The sequence below is a fragment of the Frankia torreyi genome (genome assembly GCF_000948395.1).
GTDB lineage: Bacteria > Actinomycetota > Actinomycetes > Frankiales > Frankiaceae > Frankia > Frankia torreyi.
Window position 1 is genome coordinate 97,861 of sequence record NZ_JYFN01000016.1, and the last position, 21,632, is coordinate 119,492.

Below are 21,632 nucleotides of genomic sequence, written 5' to 3' on the forward strand. Positions count from 1 at the left end.
AAAACCCGCCCAGTCCGCGGGGCCTGCGCCCGCCACGAGGGCTCTCACCGAGGCGCGCCGCCACCGGCATGGGCGACACCCGCGTGCCGGTCGCGCCGCGATCCGGGCCCGGCCCCGGGTGCCCCCGATCGGGGATCCCCGGGCCTCGGGAGGGTCCGGCTCGGGGGCTCGCCGCACCGATCCGCGTCGGGCGGAACGGGTCCGTGCGGACCGCCCAGAACAAACAAGGCGGACGTCCGGCCAACCGACCGCCCGCGCAGCACCTACGCTTGCAGAGTGAGCGCGCGCCGGATCATGGGAATCGAGACCGAGTACGGGGTGTCGGTGCCCGGTCAGCCGAACACCAACCAGATGTTGGCCTCGTCGTTGGTGGTGAACTCCTATGCCAACAGAACGTCGTCCTCGGGCAGCCGTGCCCGGTGGGACTTCGAGGAGGAGTCGCCGCTGCGGGACGCGCGAGGCTTCGAGCTCCCCCGGGAGCCGGCGGTCGACCCGAGCGCGCCGGCCAACGAGGACGACCTGGGCCTCGCCAACGTCATCCTGACCAACGGGGCGCGGCTCTACGTCGACCATGCCCATCCGGAGTTCTCCTCGCCCGAGGTCACCAACCCGCGTGACGTCGTGCTGTGGGACAAGGCCGGTGAACGGGTGATGGCGGAGGCGGCCCGCCGCGCCCTGACGGTGCCCGGCTCCAAGCCCGTGAACCTGTACAAGAACAACACCGACAACAAGGGCGTCTCCTACGGCTGCCACGAGAACTACCTCATGGCCCGGTCGACCCCGTTCGGGGAGATCGTCCGCAACCTCACCCCGTTCTTCGTCTCCCGCCAGGTCGTCTGCGGAGCCGGTCGGGTCGGCCTCGGCGTCGACAGCCGTGAGGCCGGCTTCCAGATCAGCCAGCGGGCGGACTTCTTCGAGGTCGAGGTGGGCCTCGAGACGACGCTGAAGCGTCCGATCATCAACACCCGCGACGAGCCGCACGCCGACCCGGAGAAGTACCGCCGGCTGCACGTCATCATCGGCGACGCGAACATGAGCGAGGTCGCCACCTACCTGAAGGTGGGGACGACGGCGCTGGTTCTCGCCATGATCGAGGACGGCTGGTTCAGTGTCGACCTGTCCGTGGACGGCCCGGTGGCCGCGCTGCGGGCGATCTCGCACGACCCCTCGCTCAAGCATCTCGTGACGCTGCGCGATGGTCGGAAGATGACCGGCGTGCAGTTGCAGATGGAGTACTTCGAGCAGGCCCGCAAGTACGTGGAGAACCGGTTCGGCTCGGACGTGGACCCGCAGACCGCCGACATCCTCTCCCGCTGGGAGTCGGTCCTCGGCCGCCTCGAGGTCGACCCGATGAGCTGCTCCCGGGAACTCGACTGGGTCGCCAAGCTGTCGATCCTGGAGGGGTACCGCTCGCGCGACGCCCTGGCCTGGGACTCGCCCCGCCTGGAGCTCGTCGACCTGCAGTACCACGACGTGCGGCCGGACAAGGGCCTGTACAACCGCCTCGTCGAGCGCGGCCGGTTCGATCTGGTCGTCAGCGAGGACGAGGTCACCAGGGCGATGACCGAGCCGCCGGAGGACACCCGGGCGTTCTTCCGCGGCCGCTGCCTCGCCCGCTACCCGCAGCAGGTCGCCGCGGCGTCGTGGGACTCGGTCATCTTCGACATCGGCCGGGATTCCCTGCAGCGGGTGCCGACCCTGGAGCCGTTGCGGGGGACCAGGGCGCACGTGGGCGAGCTGCTCGACCGCTGCGCCACCGCCGCGGACCTCGTCGACGCGCTGGCCGGCCGCTGAGCCCGACCGGCGGCGCTGGCCGCTCGCCGGGCCGCCTGGCGGCGCTGCCCGGTCGGTGAGCCGAGCGGCCCGTCCTGGCCCACCGTCGGGCCGAGTTGCTCCCCGGCTGACCTGCGCGCGTTGCGCCCTGGGCGGACGTCGCGACGAGACGGTCAGTTCGTGATGGAGTGGACCTCTCACCGATCCGTCTGATGGTGTCGGTGGGGCGGGATAGTGTCGCGCCAGGCGATCGAAGGAGGGCTTCATGGCCACCAGGGACAGCGGCGGCGGGCAGCAGCACACCAACCGGCAGGCCGACGAGGTCGAGGAGGTCGCGGCCGAGGGCAACGAGGCCAGCGACCTCAAGGAGCGGCACGAGAAGCTCTCCGAGGACGTCGACTCGCTCCTCGACGAGATCGACGACGTCCTCGAGGAGAACGCCGAGGAGTTCGTGAAGGGCTACGTCCAGAAGGGCGGCGAGTGACCGCGCAACCCCGGCGTCGGCGGGGCTGAGCCCGCGCCACGCACCGGCTCCGGGCGCGCTCGGGGCACCGAAGGTGCCTCCCGATCGTGGCGGTCGCCCTGTGTCGCCTGACCGCCGTCGGCCGGGTCGCCCACCCGCGCTCCGCGTGTCGCCCGTCGGTTCCGCCGGCAGGTGAGGCAGGGTCGTGGATGGTCCGCCGGGCCCGGGAACCGCGTTTTCGCCCGTCTACGCGCCGCGCCGCTGCGGTTCGCGGGGTGCGGATCGTCGCTGGTCGCGTCGGCGGCCGTCCGGGCGTGCCCGGACGGCCCTGATCCGGCCCGCGGCGCGGCGCCGGGTGCGGTCGGGTGCTGCGGGCGGGTCGGCCGGGGGCTGGCGGAGGCCCTGCGGACGGTTCGTGGGGCCGGTTCGGGGCCGGGGCCCCCCGCGGGCGGATCGCCGTCGATCGCCCGGCCGGTCGCCCTGGCCGACCGCACCAGGAGGCGATGGCCCTATGTTGTGCTCATGCGCACGTCGCCCGCGGTTCCCGGAGACGATCGGGACGCCGCGGACCGTGTGACCGTCTATCGGAAGGGGGATGCGTGGCTGATCCAATGGGTGGCGCCGGGCGCCTACCGGCTGTGTTCATGACACCGGGAACGTCGTCGTTCACCGATTTCCTGTCGCAGTCGGCGCCGCACCTGCTGCCGGGGGCCCGGGGTGGCCTGCCGGGGCCGGTCACCGAGGTGGCGCACGGCACGACGATCGTGGCGGTGACGTTCCCCGGTGGTGTGATCATGGCCGGTGACCGGCGGGCGACGCAGGGGCACATGATCGCCCAGCGGGACGTCGAGAAGGTGCACCACGCCGACGACTTCTCCTGCGTGGGCTACGCGGGCACGGCCGGGGTCGGCGCCGAGCTGATCCGGCTGTTCCAGGTGGAGCTGGAGCACTACGAGAAGATCGAGGGCGCGACCCTGAGCCTGGACGCCAAGGCCAACCGGCTGGCGGCCATGGTCAAGGGGAACCTCCCGATGGCCCTGCAGGGCCTCGCCGTGGTCCCCCTGTTTGCCGGCTACGACCCGGACCTGGACAAGGGCCGGATCTTCTCCTACGACATCGCCGCGGCGAAGTCCGAGGAGCGGACGTACGAGTCGATCGGTTCCGGCTCGGTGTTCGCGAAGGGCTCGCTGAAGAAGCGCTTCCGTCCCGACCTGACCCAGGACGACGCGGCGCGGATCGCCGTCGAGGCCCTCTACGACGCCGCGGACGACGACTCGGCGACCGGCGGGCCGGACACGATCCGCAAGCTGTATCCGATCGTCGCGTCGGTGACGTCCGACGGGTACCGGCGCTACGGCGACGACGAGGTAGAACCCGTGGTGACCGCCATCATCGCGGACCGTTCCACGAGCGCGGGAGGCTGACGTGACCATGCCGTTCGGATACGCGAGCCCCGAACAGCAGGTCCGCGACAAGTCCGAGTACGCGCGCAAGGGCATCGCGCGCGGGCGCAGCGTCGTCGTCATCACCTACGCGGACGGGATCCTGTTCGTCGCCGAGAACCCCTCGGCGACCCTCCACAAGATCAGTGAGATCTACGACCGCATCGCGTTCGCCGCTGTGGGCAAGTACAACGAGTTCGAGAACCTGCGCACGGCCGGCATCCGCCTGATGGACTCCCGCGGCTACATGTACGACCGGCGCGACGTGACCAGCCGCGCCCTCGCCAACGCCTATGCGCAGACCCTCGGTGCGATTTTCACCGAGAGCGTGAAGCCCTACGAGGTCGAGATCGTGGTGGCCGAGGTCGGCCCCACCACCGACGACGACCAGATCTACAAGCTGACGTTCGACGGGTCGATCGCCGACGAGCGGGGGTTCGTCGCGATCGGCGGCGCCTCCGACCAGGTCACGACCTCGTTGAAGGAGCATCACCGGGACGGCCAGCCCCTCGCCGACGCCCTGCGGGTCGCGGTGCAGGCGCTGACCGTCAGCGTCCCGCCGGGGCTGCCGCAGAACGGCGAGCGGGTGCTCACCGCGGCCAACCTGGAGGTCGGGATGCTCGACCGGACCCGCGCCCGGCGGCAGTTCAAGCGGATCGCCGGCACGGCCCTCGCCGAGCTGCTCGCCCAGACCGCCACCTCCTCCTGACCGACCGCGCTCCTGACCGGCCGCGTCGGCCGGTCCGATCGGTGCCGCTGCGGCGACCGTCGGACCGGCCGAACGGCGGGTCGGCGTAGTGCTCAGTGCAGGTGGTGTCTCAGTGCGGGTGGTGTCTCAGCGCGGATGACGTCTCAGCGCGGGCGAACATGCTCGTCGAGGAAGGCGAGCGCGCGAGACCAGGCGTCCGCCGCGGCAACCGGGCGGTACACCGCCTCCCGGTCGTCGCTGTGGAAGGCGTGTCCCGCGCCCGGGTAGCTGACGAGTTCCGTCGGCGCGCCGCTGCGGGAGGCCGCGGCCCGCAGCGCGGCGATCTCGTCGGTGCTGATCAGATCGTCCTCCTCGCCGTAGAGACCGAGCCACGGCACGCGCAGCGTCGGGGCCGCCTCCACCAGCGGCGGCACACCCGGCCAGTACGGCGTGCTCACCCCGCCGCCGTAGAACGACACCGCCGCTGCCAGCGGGTGGCGGGTGGCGGTGTGCAGCGCAACGGTGCCGCCCATGCAGAACCCGACGATGGCGCTCTGCCCGGCGTCGAAGCCGGAGTCGGCGAGATGGGTGAGCGCCGCGTCGACGTCGGCGTCGATGCCCGTCCCCGTCAGCGCCTCCATCGCTGGGATCGCCCCCGGCCAGCCGCCGGCCGGGTCGACCTCGTCGCGTCCGTCCCGGTGGTACAGGTGCGGCGCCACAGTCAGCCAGCCGGCCCCGGCCAACCGGTCGCACACGGACACCAGGTAGGGCGTGATGCCGCGGGCGTCCTGCACGACGACCACGCCACCCCGGGGCGGATCGTCCGCCGCGGGGGCCACGATCGTCAGCGGGACCGAACCCCGCCGGGCGACCTCCGCCCGCAGGTGGCTCTTCAGGGTGCCGTTGCGGTGGGCCTGGCTGGACGTCGCGTCGTTCGTTCCGGTTGTCATGGCGGCCATCCTTCCCCGTCGCAGGCTTCGTGACCGCATGGCCTGCGTCGGACCTGCCACCGTCGCGGCAGGGGGCGCGCGGGCGCATCGCGTCGATCCCCACGCGGTGGCCCACCTGAGCGCCCCCGTGCTTCCCCGCCGGGGGCCGCCGGACGGCGGCGGGAACCGCCGGGTGACGACGGGTCCGTCGCGAAACGCCGTGCCGCGACACGCCGCCGGACGGGCCGCGACACCGTGAAGGCGTCACGCTACTCCCCGTAGCGTCCCGGCGGGCTCCGCCGGACAGAGGGGAGGATGCGGTGAGCAGACCGCTGCCGAACAGGACGGCGAGTGTGCGCGCGACGGCGGACTCGCGGGGTACGGCGGGCGCGGCGCGGGCCGGCGTGACCGGGACAGCGGTCCCGTGGTGACCGGCGGCAGGCACCAGGAGGGCGACCACGGCCCCCTGCCTGGGCAACGTCACCAACCCGGCCCGCAGTCGGACGGCGTCCTCGAGCCGAACACCGAGCCGGACGTCCATCGCGAGCCTGTCGGCCCTGGTGGTGCCGACGGCCCTGGTGGTTCGGGCGGTCTGCACGGTTCAGGCGGTCTGCACGGTTCGGGCGGTCTGCGCGGTTCGGGCGGCGAGCGGGGTCCGGCCGGCATGCGCGATCCGGCCGGGGTCGATCCCGCCGTCGGCTGGCACGCCCATCCCGGTTACCCGCCGCACGACCACGGGCCGGGCGACACCGGCCCGCCGGACCATCGACCGGCGTACGGCCACCGCCATGCCGCCGACGGCAGCGTGCTCCCGACCTCGGACGGCAGCGTCCCTGCCGGCGACACCCTGCCGGGCGCGACCGCGACCGCTGGCGCTGGCTCGGCCGGTGCGCCTGGTTCGACAGGGGTGCCCGGACCGGCCGGCATCCCTGCTGCGGGGGAGGCGATCGCCGGTGCGGGCGAGGTGCCCGCCGGTCTCGTCCCCGGCGTCCATCGTGACGCGGTGGCGGGCCGGTGGAGGCCGGGCGCCCCGGCGCAGCAGCGTCCCGGCCGTGACCCGCTCGGCCTGCGCGCTGTGCGGCGGGCCGGTGCCATCACGGTCGGGATGGCCGTGCTGATGGGGATTCTCGTCTGGCTCTACGGGACGTCGGTGACCAGCCTGCGGCCACGGGACCTGCCGATCCTCACCGTGGGTCCGGCGCCCGCGGCGACCGCGCTCGCCGACCAGATCAGCCGGGTCGAACCCGGCGCGCTGACCGTGCACACCGTGCCGACCGTCGCCGCGGCCGACCAGGCTCTGCGCGACCGCGACGCCTACGCCGCGATCGTCATCGGCAACGACGGACTGACGCTGCGGGTCGCCTCGGCGGCCAGTCCCGCGGTAACCGAGGCGATCACCCGGGGCATCCGGGTGTTCATGCCCGGTCTGGAGATCCCGGTCGTCGACGTGGTCGCGAACGCGTCCCGGGATCTGGCCGGCGGGGGACTGGCCGCCGGATACCTGCCGCTCGTGCTCGTCATCGCCGCCGCGGGAGTGCTGCTGACCCGGCTGGTCCGCTCCCGCGCGGTCCGGCTGGCCGGCATCGCGGTACTCGCGGTGCTCTCCGGGTTCGCCGGGACGGTGGCGCTGCAGGGCGCGCTGGACGTCCTGCCGGGTTCCTTCCTGACGACGATGGCGGTGCTGACCCTGCTGGCCCTGGCGGTCGCGGGGCCGATCGTGGGGGTCGGCGCGGTGGCCGGGACGCCGGGCCTGGTCGGCGCCGTCCTGGTGACGGTCGCGGGCGCCGCGCTGTCGGCGGTGCAGTCCGCGCCGGAGATGCTGCCCCGCCCGTGGGGGGACATCGGCCAGTTCGCGCCGCCCGGAGCGGGGGCGACCCTGCTGCGCTCCACCAGCTACTTCGAGGGCGCGGCTGGTGGCCGACCGGTGGTCGTGCTGGCCGTCTGGCTGGTCGTCGGCCTCTGGCTGGCCTTCGTGGGGGAGCGCGGCGCCGCCCCGTCGTTGTACCCGGGTGCCCGGGGGACCCCCCGGTCGGGCCAGGGGGCCCAACGACAGGGGGCCGGCATCGCCCCGGCCGGCACACCTACGACGGGCACGGTGCCGGCGGGCGGGGCCACGATCCCGGCAGGCGCAGGCGCAGGCGCAGGCGCCACGGCCGGTTCGGGCTCGGGCGCGGCGGGCCCGGGGGTGGCGGGCCCGGGGGTGGCGGCGGCGGTGCCCGCACGAGCCGGCGCGACCACAGCGGACGAGGCGTGGGCGCTCCAGGAAGCGGCCGACGGCCCTGCGCTCCCCGGCGGCCCTGCGCTGCCCGGTGGGGCGGTGGTGGACCAGGCACCGGCGGCGCGCGCGGGAAGCACGCCCGGTGGCCCACCGGCTGCGGTCGCGGCGCCCCTGCCGACGTGGCGCTCGCCGCTGGAGCGCACAGTGCCGATCGAACCGTCGGGCGGAGGCGTCCGGCTGGTGCCCCCGACCCGCCCTGGCGACCCGCCACCAGGGCGTGGGGGAGGTCCCGCGGGGGGTGCGACGGCGGGCGGATCGGAATCCCGGTGACCTCGAGCCCGAGCGTCTGGCCACGCCAGGGTGGCATCCGAGCATAGGGTCACAGACGTGGATCGCCGCATCTTCGGACTGGAGAACGAGTACGGCGTCACCTGCGTGTTCCGGGGGCAGCGGCGGCTGTCCCCGGACGAGGTGGCGCGGTACCTGTTCCGTCGTGTCGTGTCATGGGGACGCAGCAGCAACGTGTTCCTCAAGAACGGCGCCCGCCTCTACCTCGACGTCGGGAGCCATCCGGAGTACGCCACTCCGGAATGCGACTCCGTCCCCGACCTCGTCACCCATGACAAGGCCGGCGAGCGGATCCTGGAGGGTCTGCTCGTCGAGGCCGAACGGCGGCTGCGGGAGGAGGGCATCGCCGGCGACATCCATCTGTTCAAGAACAACACCGACTCCGCCGGCAACAGCTACGGCTGCCACGAGAACTACCTCGTCGGCCGGCACGGCGAGTTCTCCAAGCTCGCCGACGTGCTGGTGCCGTTCCTGGTCAGCCGGCAGATCCTCTGCGGGGCCGGCAAGGTGTTGCAGACCCCGCGCGGCGCGGTCTACTGCATCTCCCAGCGCGCCGAGCACATCTGGGAGTCGGTGTCGTCGGCGACCACCCGGTCCCGCCCGATCATCAACACCCGGGACGAGCCGCACGCGGACGCCGAGCGTTTCCGCCGCCTGCACGTCATCGTCGGCGACTCGAACATGAGCGAGACGACGATGCTGCTCAAGCTCGGCTCCACCGATCTGGTGCTGCGCATGATCGAGGCCGGCGTCATGCTGCGCGACATGACGCTGGAGAACCCGATCCGGGCGATCCGCGAGGTCAGCCACGACATGACCTGCCAGCGGAAGATCAAACTGGCGAACGGCCGCGAGGTCAGCGCGCTGGACATCCAGCGGGAGTACTACTCGAAGGCCGTCGAGTTCGTCGAGCGCCGGGGCGGCGACGAGGTCGCCAAGCGGGTGCTCGACCTGTGGGGCCGCACGCTGCTCGCGATCGAGACCGACGACCTCGAGCTCGTCGCCCGGGAGATCGACTGGGTGACGAAGTACGTGCTCATCGAGCGGTTCCGGCACAAGCACGGCCTGTCGCTGGCCTCGCCGCGGGTCGCCGAGCTCGACCTGAAGTACCACGACATCCACCGCGATCGCGGGCTGTACTACCGAATGGAGCGGGCGGGGCTCGTCGAGCGGGTGACCCGCGACCTCGACGTGTTCGAGGCCAAGTCGCGGCCGCCACAGACCACCCGCGCCCGGCTGCGCGGCGAGTTCATCAAGCGGGCCCAGGAGAAGCGGCGCGACTTCACGGTCGACTGGGTCCACCTCAAGCTCAACGATCAGGCGCAGCGTACGGTCCTGTGCAAGGACCCGTTCCGCTCCGTCGACGACCGGGTCGACAAGCTCATCGCCAGCATGTGAGGACCCGCTCCCTGTGATGTCCGCTCCGCGGCGTGCCCGCGCCGCCCTGACTGCCCTGACCGCCCTGCGCGTGGTCGCCCCGCTCACGCGAGCCGCGAGCCGTCGCCGCCTGCTCGCCGGCGTGGTGCTGCCCGCAGTGCTGGTCGTCCCGGTCCTTGCGGGCTGCTCCGCCTCGGACGCCCCCGACGGCACGGGCGCCGCGCCGGCGCCGACCGTGACCGCCGGGCCCCGCCTGCCCGCGGTGCAGAACGCCACCGACCTGACCCGTAAGCCGCTGTCCGCGGCGGGGTCGGGCACCCCGCCGACCACGCTGGTCACCGACGACCTCGTCACCGGCCACGGGACGCGCGCCTCGGCCGCCAGCACCGTCGTCGTCCAGTACTCCGGCGTGCTGTGGCGCAACGGCAAGGAGTTCGACACCACCTGGGGCAGCGGGCAGACCGCCACCTTCCCGCTGGACAGCACGATCGCCGGCTTCGGGCGCGGCATCGACGGGATGCGCGTCGGCGGCCGCCGGCAGATCGTCATCCCGCCCGACCTCGGCTACGGGCCGGCGGGCGGCCAGCCGCCGACCATCCTCGCCGACGACACCCTGGTCTTCGTGGTCGACCTGCTCGCCGTCCAGGGCGGCGGCGGTGCCGGCGGTGCCGGCGCGGGCGGGGCGACCGTCCAGCCCTAGCCGAGATCGTCCGAACCCGAGCGGGGCCGGCTGCGGTGCGTTGTGTCCGGTCTGAGCCCTGGGATCGTGCACAACGCACCGCAACGCCTGGCCACGCGCCCGGATCGATCCCGGCCCGTCCCGACCCTCGCTCGGATCCGGGCGTCCGTCCTCCGGCGGTGGGACAACGGGTCGTGGTGGGGGCGGTGCCGGCCCGGCGTTGCAGGTCGACTACCGTGTGACGATGTGTCCCGGCGACGGGTGGAGCGCCTGCTGAACCTGACGATGTGCCTGATGGCGACATCGCGCTTTCTCACCGTGTCCCAGCTCGGTGAGCTGGTGGAGGGCTACGAGCCCGGCGTCACCGGGGAGGAGCAGGAGGCCTTCCGGCGGATGTTCGAGCGCGACAAGGCCTACCTGCGCGAGATCGGCATCCCGTTGGAGACCGGGGCGGACTCGGCGTTCAGCGACGAGGTCGGCTACCGGATCCGCCGCGGCGACTACGCCCTGCCCGACATCGCCCTGGCGCCGGACGAGGCCGCCGCGCTGGCGCTGGCCGGGTCGCTGTGGTCGACGACGGCGCTGGCCGGGCCGGCGGCGAGCGCCCTGCGCAAGCTGGCCGCCGGCAGCGCCGCGGTCGGCGACGGCGGCCTCGACCCCCTTACCGGCCTCGACACTCTCGCCGGCCTCGACACTCTGGACGGCTTCGAGCCGCGGGTCGACGCGACGGATCCCGCGTTCGAACCGTGCCTCGCCGCGGTGCAGGCCGGCCGGGCGATCCGCTTTCCCTACCGCAAGGTCGGCGAGACCGACGTCGCCGAGCGGCACGTCGAGCCGTGGGGCGTGCTGTCCTGGCGGGGCCGCTGGTACCTGGCGGGCCACGACGTCACCCGCGGCGCCCCGCGGGTGTTCCGGCTGTCCCGGTTCGCCGGGCCCGTGCGGCCGGTCGGACCCGGCGGGGCCGTGCGCGTCCCGCCGGACGTCGACCTGCACGCCATGGTCTCCACCCAGGCCCCGCCGGACCGGGTGCGCACCGCGACGCTCGCCGTGCGCCGCGGCACCGGCCACGCGCTGCGCCGCGGCGCCCGCCCCGTCCACGCCGCCTGCCCGCCGACCGAGCTGCCGCCGGACCTGCTCACCGGCCCGCCGGCCGAGGTGGGATGTCGGCCGGCCGAGGCGGGGCGGCGGCCGGTCGTGCCGGCGGACATGGACCTGGTGGAGCGGGAGTTCGCCGACACCGAGCGCTTTGCCCGCTGGATCGTCGGGTCGGGGCCGGACGTGATCGTGCTGGGGCCGCCGGAGCTGCGCGCCGCCGTGGTCGCCCGGCTGCGGGCGGCGGCCGCGGGCACCGCCGGCGCGCGCGAGGCCGCCGCGGTTCCCGGCGGGCGATGAGCGATGAGCGCCGCGACCGACCGGTTGAGCCGGCTGCTCGCCCTCGTCCCCTGGCTGCGGGCGCATCCCGGCATCCCGCTGCCGGCCGCCGCGGAGGCCTTCGGCATCACGCCGCGGCAGCTACGCGATGACCTGGACCTGCTGTTCGTGTGCGGACTGCCCGGCGGGGCGCCGGGCGACCTCATCGACCTGAGCTACTCCGGCGACCGGATCACCGTCGCCGATCCGCAGACGCTTGACCGGCCGTTGCGCCTGTCCGTGGACGAGGCCACGGCGTTGGTCGTCGCCGCCCGCGCGCTCGCCGATGTGCCGGGGCTCGCCGGCCGGGAGGCCCTCGATCGGGCGCTGGAGAAGTTGGAGAAGGCGGTCGGTGCGGCGGGCAGCGTCGCCGGCCAGGTGCGCGTCAGCCTCGACACCCACGCCGAGGTGCTCGCCGCGGTGCAGCGGGCGGTACGGCAACGTCGCCGGGTGCACCTGCGCTACCTCGTATGGTCCCGCGACGAGTTGACCGAGCGTGACGTGGACCCGATGCGGGTGCTGGTCCGGGAGGGCCACTGGTACCTGGAGGGCTGGTGCCACCGGGCGGAGGCGGTGCGGTTGTTCCGGCTGGACCGCATCGACGGGCCGGGCGGGGTCGAGGTGCTCGACGTTCCGGCCGCCCCGCCGCCGGGCGCGGTGTCCCGCGACACCAGCGAGGGGATCTACCGTCCCGGCCCGGCCGACGTCCGGGTCGTCCTCGAACTCGCCTCGCCGGCCCGCTGGGTCGCCGACTACTACCCGGTCACGGGGGTGCGGGAGCTGCCCGGCGGTCGCCTGGAGGTCACCCTCCACGCGCGGGAGACGTCCTGGCTGCACCGGCTCGTGCTCGGCCTCGGCGCCGACGTGCGGGTCGTCGAACCGCCGGGGCTCGCCGCCCAGGTGCACGCCCTGGCGCGTCGGGCGCTGGCCGCCTACGGGCTCGACGCCCCCGCCGGCGGCGCCGGCGGCGAACGGTAGGGTGACCGGCATGCTCTGGACGCTCGTCTACCTCGTGCTCATCCTCGGCGGGCTCGTCCTGCTCGCCCTGTGCGCCTGGCGGGTGTGGCAGAAGGTGCGCGGCGTGCGCCGGGCTCTCGGCGAGCTGTCGACGCGGGTGTCCGGTCTTGCCGCCGACACCGCGGAGCTCTCCGCCCGGCTGAACCATGCCGAGGTCACGGCCCGGCTCGCCGAGCGCACCTCCTGATCGGCCCGACCGGGCCGGATGCGGGGCGCGAGCGGGCAGCTCGGGTGTGGTCCCATCGTGATCCATCGTGATCCGCGAGGAGCGATCGGGGGATTCGGTTTCGTAACGCAGGGTCACATTGTGGTCGACGCGGCGCGCTTTCGTGATGACTGTGGGAAACATCGGGCGGTGGTGGTGTGGATTCTCGCGTGCGAAGCGTTCCGGAACAGCTACAATTCGTCCGGCAGACCCGCTTCGTTGCGCAGCCGTCATCTCCGAGATACCCGTATGCCTTCTATCGCCTCCTAGGCTGGCGGACGTAGCATCGATCGCACCGGTCGTGGGACCGGGCCGGTACCGCTCATCGGAGGACGCAGACCATGCCAAACCTGGGCACCACCGAGATCATCATCATCGCCCTCGTCGTGCTGGTGCTGTTCGGATCGAAGAAGCTCCCCGACGCGGCGCGTTCCTTCGGCCGCTCGCTGCGCATCTTCAAGGCCGAAACCAAGGGCCTGCGCGACGACGAGCACCCGGCCCCGGCCGCTCAGCCGGCCCCGCTGCCGATCGAGGCCCCGGCTGCGGCCCCCGCCCAGGCGGCCCAGTCCAGCGCGTCCGTGAACGGCTCCGCCCCGGCGGCGGACCGGCGCTGACCCCACGTCCCGGCCGGGCGCCGCAGCGTCCGGCCGGTGGATGCCGGTCGCCGTCGGCGGTCCCTCGCGGCCTCGACCTGACCCCTCGACCCCCTGACGCTGCCTGACCCTCGAGGCTGCCTGACCCTCGACCCTGCCCCCTTGACCAGGAGACGCCGACGTGCCAGGGATCCCCACGCCGCGCAGGCTCTTCGCCTCGGTGCACCAGCGGCGGACCCGCACGGTCGAGGACAGCCGGATGCCCCTCACGGAACACCTTCGTGAGTTGCGGAACCGGATCGCGATCGCGCTCCTGGGGTTCGCGATCGCCGCGGTCGTGTGCTTCATCTTCGAACCGCACATCTTCAACTGGCTCAAGGCGCCCTACTGCGACCTGCCGGCCAGTAAGCGTTTCAGCCCCGACGGCGCGGCGTCGACCAACTGCACGCTGTACTTCTTCGGCATCCTCGACGCGTTCACCATCCGGCTGAAGATCTCGATGATCGCCGCGGCGGTGGTGTCCTCCCCGGTGTGGCTCTACCAGCTCTGGTCGTTCATCACCCCTGGTCTGCACCGGCACGAGCGGCGCTGGTCGCTCACGTTCGTCGGGATCTCGCTGATCCTGTTCGCCACCGGCGCCGTCTTCGCCTACCTGACCCTGTCCACGGGGCTGAGCCTGCTGCTCGGGTTCGGCGGCAACGGCCTGGTCAGCGTCCTCGACGGCAACAGGTACCTCAGCTATGTCCAGGCGATGCTGTTGATCTTCGGGCTGTCGTTCGAGATTCCGCTGCTCGTCACCATGCTGAACCTGGCCGGTGTCGTCACCACCGCCCGGCTGCGGTCCTGGCGGCGCGCCGAGATCTTCCTCGTGTTCGTCTTCGCCGCCGTCGTCACGCCCAGCCAGGATCCGTTCACCATGCTGGCGCTGGGTCTGCCGATGGTGATCCTCTACGAGGTCGCGCTGATCGTCGGCTGGATCAACGATCGGCGCAAGGCCCGCCGCGGCGACGACTCCCCGTACGCCGACCTCGGCGACGACGAGACCTCGCCGCTGGACTACGACGACGCCCCGCCCCGCGCGCCCGGCGCCGCCCGGCCGGCCGAGGCGACCCCGGCGTCGCCGGTCGGCGCGGGGACCGGCTCCGCGGCCCCCGGCGGCGATCCGTCGCACCTCGACATCACCTGACCTCGACATCACCTGACGTGCCCCGCTCCCACCTGCCGTGGCGGTCGGTGCGGGGGCGCCGCGTCCCGTAGGGTGGCACTGTGTCCTCCACGCCTGAGGCTCTCGTGGAGTTCGCTGCCAGCCTCCCCTTCGGGTTCGACCCGTTCCAGCTCGAGGCGCTCTCGGCGCTGGCGGCCGGTGAAGGGGTCCTGGTCGCGGCGCCCACGGGAGCGGGCAAGACGGTCGTCGGCGAGTTCGCCGCCCACCTCGCCCTGAGCACGGGAACGCGCTGCTTCTACACGACGCCGATCAAGGCGTTGTCCAACCAGAAGTACACCGATCTTGTCGCCCGTTACGGCGCCGACAAGGTCGGCCTGCTGACCGGCGACACCTCTCGCAACGGCTCCGCGCCGGTCGTCGTCATGACGACCGAGGTGCTGCGCAACATGCTCTACGCCGGCCCGGTCGGCGGCGGCGGCCTCGACACCCTCGCCTACGTGGTCATGGACGAGGTGCACTACCTCGCCGACCGCCAGCGGGGCGCCGTCTGGGAGGAGGTCATCATCCACCTGCCGGCGCACGTCCGGCTGGTGTCGCTGTCGGCGACGGTGAGCAACGCCGAGGAGTTCGGCGAGTGGCTCGTCACCGTCCGCGGGCACACCCGCGTCATCGTCAGCGACCACCGGCCCGTGCCGCTGTGGCAGCACGTCCTCGCCGACCGCACCCTGCACGACCTGTTCCTCGAGGACGGTTCCGGCGCGCCGGCGCCGTCCGCCGGGGCGGCACTCGCCCGGGCGGTGTCCGAGGAGGAGCTCGCCCGGCCCGGCTGGGGGGCCCCGCCCGCCGCCGGGTCCGCCCGCACGGTCCCGCCCGCCGCCGGGTCTGCCCGCACGGTCCCGCCCGCTTCCGGGTCCGTCCCCGCGGTTCCGGCCGGCGCGGGCGGGCGGTCCGGGGACCGGGGCCGCGGTGGGGAACGCGGCCGGCGCCGCGACGGGCGGGGGCGCGCTGCCGACGGCACTCGGGCCCCGTCGCAGACGGTGCCCGCGGCACGCGTCGGCGGCGACGGCCCGGCCCGCGGCGCGACGGCCAAGGTGGGCGGCCGGGTGGTCAACCCGGACCTGGTCCGGCTCGCCCGGGAGGAGAACCGGGCGATGCCCGGCGGCTACGGCCGGGGCCGCGGCGGCCCCGGCGGCCCCGGCGGCCCGCGTCGGCGGATGTGGGTGCCGGGCCGGCCGGAGGTCGTCGAACGCCTCGACCGGGACGGCCTGCTGCCCGCGATCGTGTTCGTGTTCAGCCGGGCCGGCTGCGACGACGCGGTCACCTCCTGCGTGCGTTCCGGGCTGCGCCTGGTCGGGCCGGCCGAGCAGCAGCGCATCCGGACGATCGTCCGCGAGCGCACCGTCGGGATCCCCGACTCCGATCTCGGCGTCCTCGGCTACTGGGCCTGGCTGGAGGGCCTGGAGCGGGGCATCGCCTCCCACCACGCCGGGATGCTGCCCACGTTCAAGGAGATCGTCGAGGAGCTGTTCGTCCAGGGGCTGGTCCGGGTCGTGTTCGCCACCGAGACCCTGGCGCTCGGCATCAACATGCCGGCGCGCACCGTCGTCCTGGAACGGCTGACGAAGTTCAACGGCGAGAGCCGCGTCGACATCACCCCGGGGGAGTACACGCAGCTCACCGGCCGCGCCGGTCGCCGCGGCATCGACGTCGAGGGCCACGCCGTCGTGCTGTGGCAGCCGGGGCTGGACCCGCTGGCGCTGGCCGGGCTCGCGTCCACCCGCACCTATCCGCTGCGCTCGTCGTTCCGCCCCTCCTACAACATGGCGGTCAACCTCGTCGGCCGGCTCGGCGCCGATCGGGCCCGCACCGTCCTCGAATCGTCGTTCGCGCAGTTCCAGGCCGACCGGGACGTGGTGGGTCTGGCGCGGGTGGTGGCGCGCAACACCGAGGCGATCGACGAGATGCGCGCGCAGGTGAGCTGTGACCGCGGGGACGCCGCCGAGTACGACCGGATCCGCCGCGACATCCGCGAGCGGGAGGCGGCGCTGTCCCGGGAGGGTTCGGCGCGCCGACGCGCCGAGTCGGCGGCGGCGCTGGGTCGGCTGCGCACCGGTGACATCGTGCGGGTGCCCGCCGGGCGGCGCAGCGGGCTCGCCGTCGTCCTCGACGCCGATGCGGGCGCGGTCGGCGCCGAGGGGCCCCGGCCCGTCGTGCTGACCGCGGACAAGCAGGTGCGGCGGCTGTCGCTGGTCGACTTCCCGGTCGCGGTGGAGCCGCTCGGACGGGTCCGGGTGCCGCGGTCGTTCAACCCGCGCTCGCCGCAGTCCCGCCGGGATCTGGCCTCCTCGCTGCGGGCCGCGGACGTCGACCCCGACGGTCCGCCCAGCCGGCGGGCCAAGGCGCGCTCCGCGGCCGCGGACGACGCCGAGCTCGCCCGGCTGCGCCGGGCCCTGCGCGCCCACCCGGTGCACGACTGCCCGCGCCGCGAGGAGCATCTACGCTCGGCCGAGCAGGTCAACCGGCTCGCCAAGGAGACCGCGGCGATCTCGCGAAAGGTCGAGGGCCGCACGAACACGGTCGCGAAGACGTTCGACCGGGTCCGCGCGGCGCTGACGGAGCTCGGCTACCTCGACGGCGACACGGTCACCGACGCCGGCCGGGTGCTGGCGCGCATCTACTCCGAGCAGGACCTGCTCGTCTCCGAGTGCCTGCGCGCCGGCATCTGGGAGGACCTGACCGCGCCGGCGCTCGCCGCCGCCGTGTCCAGCCTGGTCTTCGAGCCGCGCGGCGACGACGTGGGCGTCCCGGCGCTGCCCGGCGGCGCGGCGCTACGCGACTGCCTGGACGAGATGGGCCGCCTGGCGTTCCGGCTCGCCGCGACCGAGCAGGGCCACCGCCTGGCGTTCCTGCGCCCGCCCGAGCTCGGCTTCGTCCCCGCCGCCCACGACTGGGCGGTGGGCCGGCCGCTGGAACGGGTCCTCACCGACAGCGGGCTGGAGCTGACCGCCGGCGACTTCGTCCGGTGGATGCGCCAACTGCTCGACCTGCTCGACCAGATCGCCAAGGTGGCCCCCGACGACTCCCGGGTGCGCCGCACCGCCCGCTCTGCGATGGACGCGCTGCGCCGCGGCGTCGTCGCCTACGCGACCAGTGTCTGAGCCGGTGCCGGTGCCGGTGCCGGTGTCCGGGGCGGTGTCGGTGTCCGGGGCGGTGTCGGTGGGTGGTACGGCAGGGCGGCGCGCGGCGGCGCGCGCCGGTGGGCTGGTGCTCGGCGCGGCCCTCGACGCGCTGCTCGCCGATCCGACGCGGCTGCACCCGGTCGCCGGCTTCGGGCGGGCCGCCGTCCGGCTGGAACGGCTGGACTACCGGGACGGCCGCGCCGCCGGCGTGCTGCACACCGCCCTGCTGCTGGCCGCCGTCGCCGTTCCGGCCGCCGCGGTCGAGCACGCGTGGGGACGTCCCCGGGCGGTGCCGGCGCGGTCCACCGTGGAGGACCGGTCCGGCGGCGGGGAGCGTGTTGGCCGTTGGGAGCGTGGCAGCGCAGCGGTCGCGATGACCGCCGCGGGGACCTGGGTGGTGCTCGGCGGGGCGTCGTTGCGCCGGCAGGGCCGTCGGCTCGGTGCCGAGCTGCTCGCCGGCGACCTGGCCGCCGCCCGGGCGCGGCTGCCGACGTTGTGCGGACGGGATCCGTCGCTGCTCGACGAGGCCGGGATCGCTCGCGGCGCCATCGAGTCGATCGCCGAGAACACCTGCGACGCCGTGGTCGCGCCGCTGTGGTGGGGGACGGTAGCCGGGTTGCCGGGGCTGGTCGGCTACCGGGTGGTGAACACCCTCGACGCGATGATCGGCCATCACAGCGACCGCTACGAACGGTTCGGCTGGGCGGCGGCCCGCCTCGACGACCTGGTGAACCTGCTGCCGGCCCGGCTGTGCGCGCTGGCGGCCTGCGTGTGCGCGCCGGTTGTCGGGGGCAGCGCCGCCGATGCGTTCTGGGTGATGCGCCGCGACGGCCGATCGCATCCCAGCCCGAACGCCGGGATGGCCGAGGCCGCGTTCGCCGGGGCGCTGGGCCTGCGCCTCGGCGGGGAGCTGCGTTACCCGTACCGGGTCGAGCATCGGCCCGAGCTGGGGTTCGGCCGCCCGCCGCGGGGCGCCGACGTCGCCGCCGCCGCCCGGCTGTCCGGCGCGGTCAGCGTGCTGTGCCTCGCGGTGACGGCGCTGGTCGGCGGCGCGGCGGGCGCGCTGCTGGCCAGCGGCCTGCGCCGGGTGCGCCGCGTCGGGGTCGAAGGGGGGCCACGTCGGTGAGCGGGGGACTGCTGGTCGCCGGGACGGCGTCGGACGCCGGCAAGAGCGTGCTGACCGCCGGCATCTGCCGGTGGCTGGCCCGGGAGGGCGTGCGCGTCGCGCCGTTCAAGGCACAGAACATGGCGCTGAACTCCACCGTCACCGCGGACGGCGCGGAGATCGGCCGGGCGCAGGCGATGCAGGCCGCGGCGGCCGGGGTGGAGCCGGAGGCGGCGATGAACCCGGTGCTGCTCAAGCCGGGCGGCGACCGCCACAGTCAGCTCATCGTGCTGGGCCGCCCCGTCGCCGAGGTCGACGCGCTCGGCTACCGCCCGTACAAGGAACGGCTGGCGAAGATCGTCCTGGACTGCCTCGACGACCTGCGCGGCCGGTTCGACGCGGTGATCTGCGAGGGCGCCGGATCGCCGGCGGAGATCAACCTGCGGTCCACCGACATCGCGAACATGGGCCTGGCCCGCGCCGCGAACCTGCCGGTGATCGTCGTCGGCGACATCGACAAGGGCGGGGTCTTCGCCGCCCTGTTCGGCACGCTGGCGCTGCTCGACCGCGCCGATCAGGCTCTCGTCGCCGGCTGGGTGATCAACCGGTTCCGCGGCGACGCCCGGCTGCTCGAACCCGGGCTGCGCCAGATCGAGGCGCTGACCGGCCGGCCCGTGCACGGCGTCGTCCCGTTCCGCTCCGGGCTCTGGCTCGACGTCGAGGACTCCCTCGACCTGGCCTCCTANCCCGACGCCGACGCCGACGCCGACGCCGACGCCGACCCCGACGCCGAGCCAGCGGGGGAGGATGGATCGGCGGGGGAGGGTGTGCGGCGGGAGAGCCTGCGGGTGGCCGTGGTCCGGCTGCCCCGGCTGTCGAACGTCACCGACCTCGACGCGCTGCGCGCCGAGCCCGGCGTCGTGGTGCGGCTGGTCACCGGTCCGGCTGAGCTGGCCGACGCCGACCTGGTGGTGCTGCCCGGCACCCGCTCGACGGTGGAGGACCTGCGCTGGCTGCGCCGCCGCGGCCTCGCCGACGCCGTCGCCGCCCGCGCCGCCGCCGGCCGGCCTGTGCTGGGCATCTGCGGCGGCTACCAGATGCTGGGCCGGCGCATCCACGACGACGTCGAGTCGGGTGCGGGGGAGGTCGCCGGCCTCGGCCTGCTGCCGGTGACGACCACCTTCGAGGCGTCGAAGCTGCTCGGCCGCCGCGCGGCGACCGACGCGGACGGCCGGCCGGTGACCGGCTACGAGATCCGCCACGGCCGGCTCACCGTCGCCGGCCATCCCCGGGCCGAGCCGTTCGCCGCCGACGGCGTGCGGGTCGGCGCGGTCGCCGGTACGAGCTGGCACGGCCTGCTGGAGAACGACGAGTTCCGCCGCGCCTACCTCGCTGACGTCGCCGGTGCGGCCGGGCGGGCGTTCGTTGCGGCCCGCACCCGCTTCGCCGACGTGCGCAGCCGCCGCCTCGACGTCCTCGGCGATCTGGTCGCCGACCATCTCGACACCGCCGCACTGCGCCGCCTGCTCGACGGGGGAGCCCCGCCCGGCCTGCCCTTCGTCCCGCCCGGCGCGCCGTGACGCCGCCGACGTCCCGTGACGTCGCCGACGCCCCGTGACGCCGCCGGTGGTCTACAACCGGTTGCGCAGGAGCTGCTTGCCCTGCTCGGCGCCCTTGCGGCTCTCGGTCTGCGCCCGGCGGAACAGGTCGTGCAGCTCCCGGTCCCCGTCGCGCTCGGCGTCGGCGGCGTAGGTCTCCAGCCGCAGCGCGTTGTTCAGGCAGATCTCGGTGAACCACAGCAGGTCGTACTGGGCGTCCTTCGTCCCGGTGATGTTCCCGTGCTCCACGGTCGTGGTCATGATGGGCGACCTCTCCTCTGGGCGTCGTGCCCTCTGAGCATCGTGATGCGGTCCAGCCCCGACTCCGCTACGGGCATGGCATCGGGGGACCGGCGGCCGCGATCCCGCGCCGCCGCGAGCCGGTGGCGCGCCGCGGTCGCTGAAGGTGCCTATGCCCGTACCGAACGTTCCTACCCGTCTCATCCAACCGCTCGGATCCGTCGCGGGAAGAGCCGTCACGGGAAGAGCCGCCGCGGTCGACGGGTTCCTACCCGGTTGAGGAGCATGGCCGGTTGAGGAGCAGGGCCGCTTCGACAGGAACGGCCCCGCTGTCGGGCACGGTCCCTGCCAGGACAGGCGAGAGGAGAACGCACGTGGACGAGGGCACGGTCCTCATCACCGGGGCGACCGACGGGCTGGGCGCCCACCTGGCCGAACGGCTGGGCGGCGCGGGCTGGCGGGTGCTGGTGCACGGCCGCGACGCCGACCGCGCCGAGCGGGTGGCCGGCCGCATCCGCGCGGCCGGCGGGCCGCGGCCCGAGGTGCTGCTCGCCGACCTCGCGGATCTGGGCGAGGTCGACGGCCTCGCCGCCGCCGTCGAACGGCACACCGACCGGCTCGACGTGCTGGTCAACAACGCCGGGGTCGGGTTCGGCACGCCGGGCGCCGTCCGCGAGACCAGTGCCGACGGCATCGAGCTGCGCTTCGCCGTCAACTACCTGGCCGGCTACCGGCTGACCCGCCTGCTGCTGCCGCTGCTGACCCGCTCCGCCCCGGCGAGGATCGTCAACGTCGCCTCCGCCGGGCAGGAACCCCTCGACTTCGCCGACCTGCTTACCACTCGGGACTACTGCGGCATTCGCGCCTACCGCCGCAGCAAGATCGCCCAAATCATGGGAACGTTCGACCTGGCCGAACAGCTGGCCGGCACCGGCGTCACCGTCGACGCCCTGCACCCCGCGACCTTCATGGACACCACGATGGTCCGCCAGGCCGGCTCCCCCGTGAGCAGCACCGTCACCGAGGGCGGCGACGCCACCCTGAACCTGATCACCGGCCCCGCAGCCACCTCGGGCACCGGCCGCTACTTCGGCGGCCAACGTGAGGCCCGCGCTCTCGCCCAGGCCTACGACCCCGCTGCCCGCCGCCATCTCCGCCAGGCCACCGACGAGCTGCTCGTCGCATCCACCCGATCCTGACCAC

At 74.1% G+C, this 21,632-nt stretch carries 18 protein-coding genes and 1 pseudogene; 17 read left to right on the top strand and 2 right to left on the bottom strand.

Annotation, left to right across the window (positions count from 1 at the left end):
- Positions 1 to 294 precede the first annotated feature (294 nt).
- The 4 genes from dop (at position 295) to prcA (ending at position 4,387) form a co-directional block, all read left to right on the top strand.
- Positions 295 to 1,794 carry a depupylase/deamidase Dop gene (gene dop / locus FF36_RS12530; protein ID WP_044885253.1) on the top strand — a complete coding sequence of 500 codons (1,500 nt, stop codon included), beginning with the start codon at positions 295 to 297 and terminating at the stop codon, positions 1,792 to 1,794.
- A gap of 244 nt (positions 1,795 to 2,038) precedes the next feature.
- A complete protein-coding gene (locus FF36_RS12535) occupies positions 2,039 to 2,257 on the top strand; it encodes a ubiquitin-like protein Pup (protein ID WP_044885205.1) in 219 nt (72 codons plus the stop codon).
- Positions 2,258 to 2,835: 578 nt separating this feature from the next.
- Complete coding sequence (gene prcB / locus FF36_RS12540; protein ID WP_173667317.1) at positions 2,836 to 3,660, top strand: proteasome subunit beta; 825 nt, start codon at positions 2,836 to 2,838, stop codon at positions 3,658 to 3,660.
- Position 3,661: 1 nt separating this feature from the next.
- The gene (prcA, locus tag FF36_RS12545) at positions 3,662 to 4,387 is read left to right on the top strand and encodes a proteasome subunit alpha (protein ID WP_044885206.1); all 726 of its coding nucleotides are present in this window, start codon (positions 3,662 to 3,664) and stop codon (positions 4,385 to 4,387) included.
- Positions 4,388 to 4,530: 143 nt separating this feature from the next.
- Here prcA and FF36_RS12550 read toward each other — a convergent pair whose 3' ends face one another.
- Positions 4,531 to 5,316 carry a dienelactone hydrolase family protein gene (locus FF36_RS12550; protein ID WP_044885207.1) on the bottom strand — a complete coding sequence of 262 codons (786 nt, stop codon included), beginning with the start codon at positions 5,314 to 5,316 and terminating at the stop codon, positions 4,531 to 4,533.
- Positions 5,317 to 5,722: 406 nt separating this feature from the next.
- On the opposite strand from FF36_RS12550, the gene FF36_RS35915 reads away from it, so the two are divergent.
- The 12 genes and pseudogenes from FF36_RS35915 to FF36_RS37815 all read left to right on the top strand — a co-directional run.
- Positions 5,723 to 7,843 (top strand): ABC transporter permease, encoded by a 2,121-nt coding sequence (locus tag FF36_RS35915; protein WP_199865381.1) that lies wholly within the window; start codon positions 5,723 to 5,725, stop codon positions 7,841 to 7,843.
- Positions 7,844 to 7,900: 57 nt separating this feature from the next.
- Entirely contained in the window at positions 7,901 to 9,259 is a 1,359-nt protein-coding gene (gene pafA / locus FF36_RS12560; protein ID WP_041939239.1) for a Pup--protein ligase, read from the top strand.
- 13 nt (positions 9,260 to 9,272) lie between these two features.
- On the top strand, positions 9,273 to 9,938 hold the full coding sequence (locus tag FF36_RS12565; protein WP_095212048.1) for an FKBP-type peptidyl-prolyl cis-trans isomerase: 666 nt from the start codon (positions 9,273 to 9,275) through the stop codon (positions 9,936 to 9,938).
- Positions 9,939 to 10,211: 273 nt separating this feature from the next.
- Entirely contained in the window at positions 10,212 to 11,309 is a 1,098-nt protein-coding gene (locus FF36_RS12570) for a helix-turn-helix transcriptional regulator (RefSeq protein WP_236706107.1), read from the top strand.
- Between the two features lie 3 nt (positions 11,310 to 11,312).
- Positions 11,313 to 12,305, top strand: coding sequence for a helix-turn-helix transcriptional regulator (locus tag FF36_RS12575; RefSeq protein ID WP_044885209.1), 993 nt, complete (start codon positions 11,313 to 11,315; stop codon positions 12,303 to 12,305).
- 10 nt (positions 12,306 to 12,315) lie between these two features.
- Entirely contained in the window at positions 12,316 to 12,531 is a 216-nt protein-coding gene (locus tag FF36_RS12580) for a hypothetical protein (RefSeq protein WP_044885257.1), read from the top strand.
- 359 nt (positions 12,532 to 12,890) lie between these two features.
- A complete protein-coding gene (tatA, locus tag FF36_RS12585) occupies positions 12,891 to 13,163 on the top strand; it encodes a Sec-independent protein translocase subunit TatA (protein ID WP_044885210.1) in 273 nt (90 codons plus the stop codon).
- Positions 13,164 to 13,323: 160 nt separating this feature from the next.
- Positions 13,324 to 14,328 (top strand): twin-arginine translocase subunit TatC, encoded by a 1,005-nt coding sequence (gene tatC / locus FF36_RS12590; protein ID WP_044885211.1) that lies wholly within the window; start codon positions 13,324 to 13,326, stop codon positions 14,326 to 14,328.
- A gap of 80 nt (positions 14,329 to 14,408) precedes the next feature.
- Positions 14,409 to 17,465, top strand: a complete 3,057-nt coding sequence (locus FF36_RS12595) for a DEAD/DEAH box helicase (RefSeq protein WP_044885212.1) — start codon at positions 14,409 to 14,411, stop codon at positions 17,463 to 17,465.
- 58 nt (positions 17,466 to 17,523) lie between these two features.
- Entirely contained in the window at positions 17,524 to 18,612 is a 1,089-nt protein-coding gene (locus FF36_RS12600) for a cobalamin biosynthesis protein (RefSeq protein WP_052681080.1), read from the top strand.
- On the top strand, positions 18,609 to 19,336 hold a 728-nt coding region (locus tag FF36_RS37810), incomplete at its 3' end, for a cobyric acid synthase (protein ID WP_242422463.1). The genes FF36_RS12600 and FF36_RS37810, both read left to right, overlap by 4 nt.
- Before the next feature lies 1 nt (position 19,337).
- Positions 19,338 to 20,171: pseudogene (locus FF36_RS37815) on the top strand (cobyric acid synthase); the annotation flags it as partial.
- Positions 20,172 to 20,222: 51 nt separating this feature from the next.
- On the opposite strand, the gene FF36_RS12610 reads toward FF36_RS37815, so the two are convergent.
- Positions 20,223 to 20,450: a hypothetical protein gene (locus FF36_RS12610; RefSeq protein WP_044885214.1), complete on the bottom strand. Its 228-nt coding sequence runs from the start codon at positions 20,448 to 20,450 to the stop codon at positions 20,223 to 20,225.
- Positions 20,451 to 20,803: 353 nt separating this feature from the next.
- On the opposite strand from FF36_RS12610, the gene FF36_RS12615 reads away from it, so the two are divergent.
- The gene (locus FF36_RS12615) at positions 20,804 to 21,628 is read left to right on the top strand and encodes an SDR family NAD(P)-dependent oxidoreductase (RefSeq protein WP_044885215.1); all 825 of its coding nucleotides are present in this window, start codon (positions 20,804 to 20,806) and stop codon (positions 21,626 to 21,628) included.
- Positions 21,629 to 21,632 lie beyond the last annotated feature (4 nt).

Bases quoted from the DNA above. Each gene is read 5' to 3' on its own strand.
- FF36_RS12610 (WP_044885214.1), bottom strand. From the start codon at position 20,450: ATGACCACGACCGTGGAGCACGGGAACATCACCGGGACGAAGGACGCC.
- FF36_RS12550 (WP_044885207.1), bottom strand. From the start codon at position 5,316: ATGACAACCGGAACGAACGACGCGACGTCCAGCCAGGCCCACCGCAAC.
- tatA (WP_044885210.1), top strand. From the start codon at position 12,891: ATGCCAAACCTGGGCACCACCGAGATCATCATCATCGCCCTCGTCGTG.
- FF36_RS12570 (WP_236706107.1), top strand. From the start codon at position 10,212: ATGGCGACATCGCGCTTTCTCACCGTGTCCCAGCTCGGTGAGCTGGTG.
- dop (WP_044885253.1), top strand. From the start codon at position 295: ATGGGAATCGAGACCGAGTACGGGGTGTCGGTGCCCGGTCAGCCGAAC.
- FF36_RS12535 (WP_044885205.1), top strand. From the start codon at position 2,039: ATGGCCACCAGGGACAGCGGCGGCGGGCAGCAGCACACCAACCGGCAG.
- FF36_RS12575 (WP_044885209.1), top strand. From the start codon at position 11,313: ATGAGCGCCGCGACCGACCGGTTGAGCCGGCTGCTCGCCCTCGTCCCC.
- FF36_RS12580 (WP_044885257.1), top strand. From the start codon at position 12,316: ATGCTCTGGACGCTCGTCTACCTCGTGCTCATCCTCGGCGGGCTCGTC.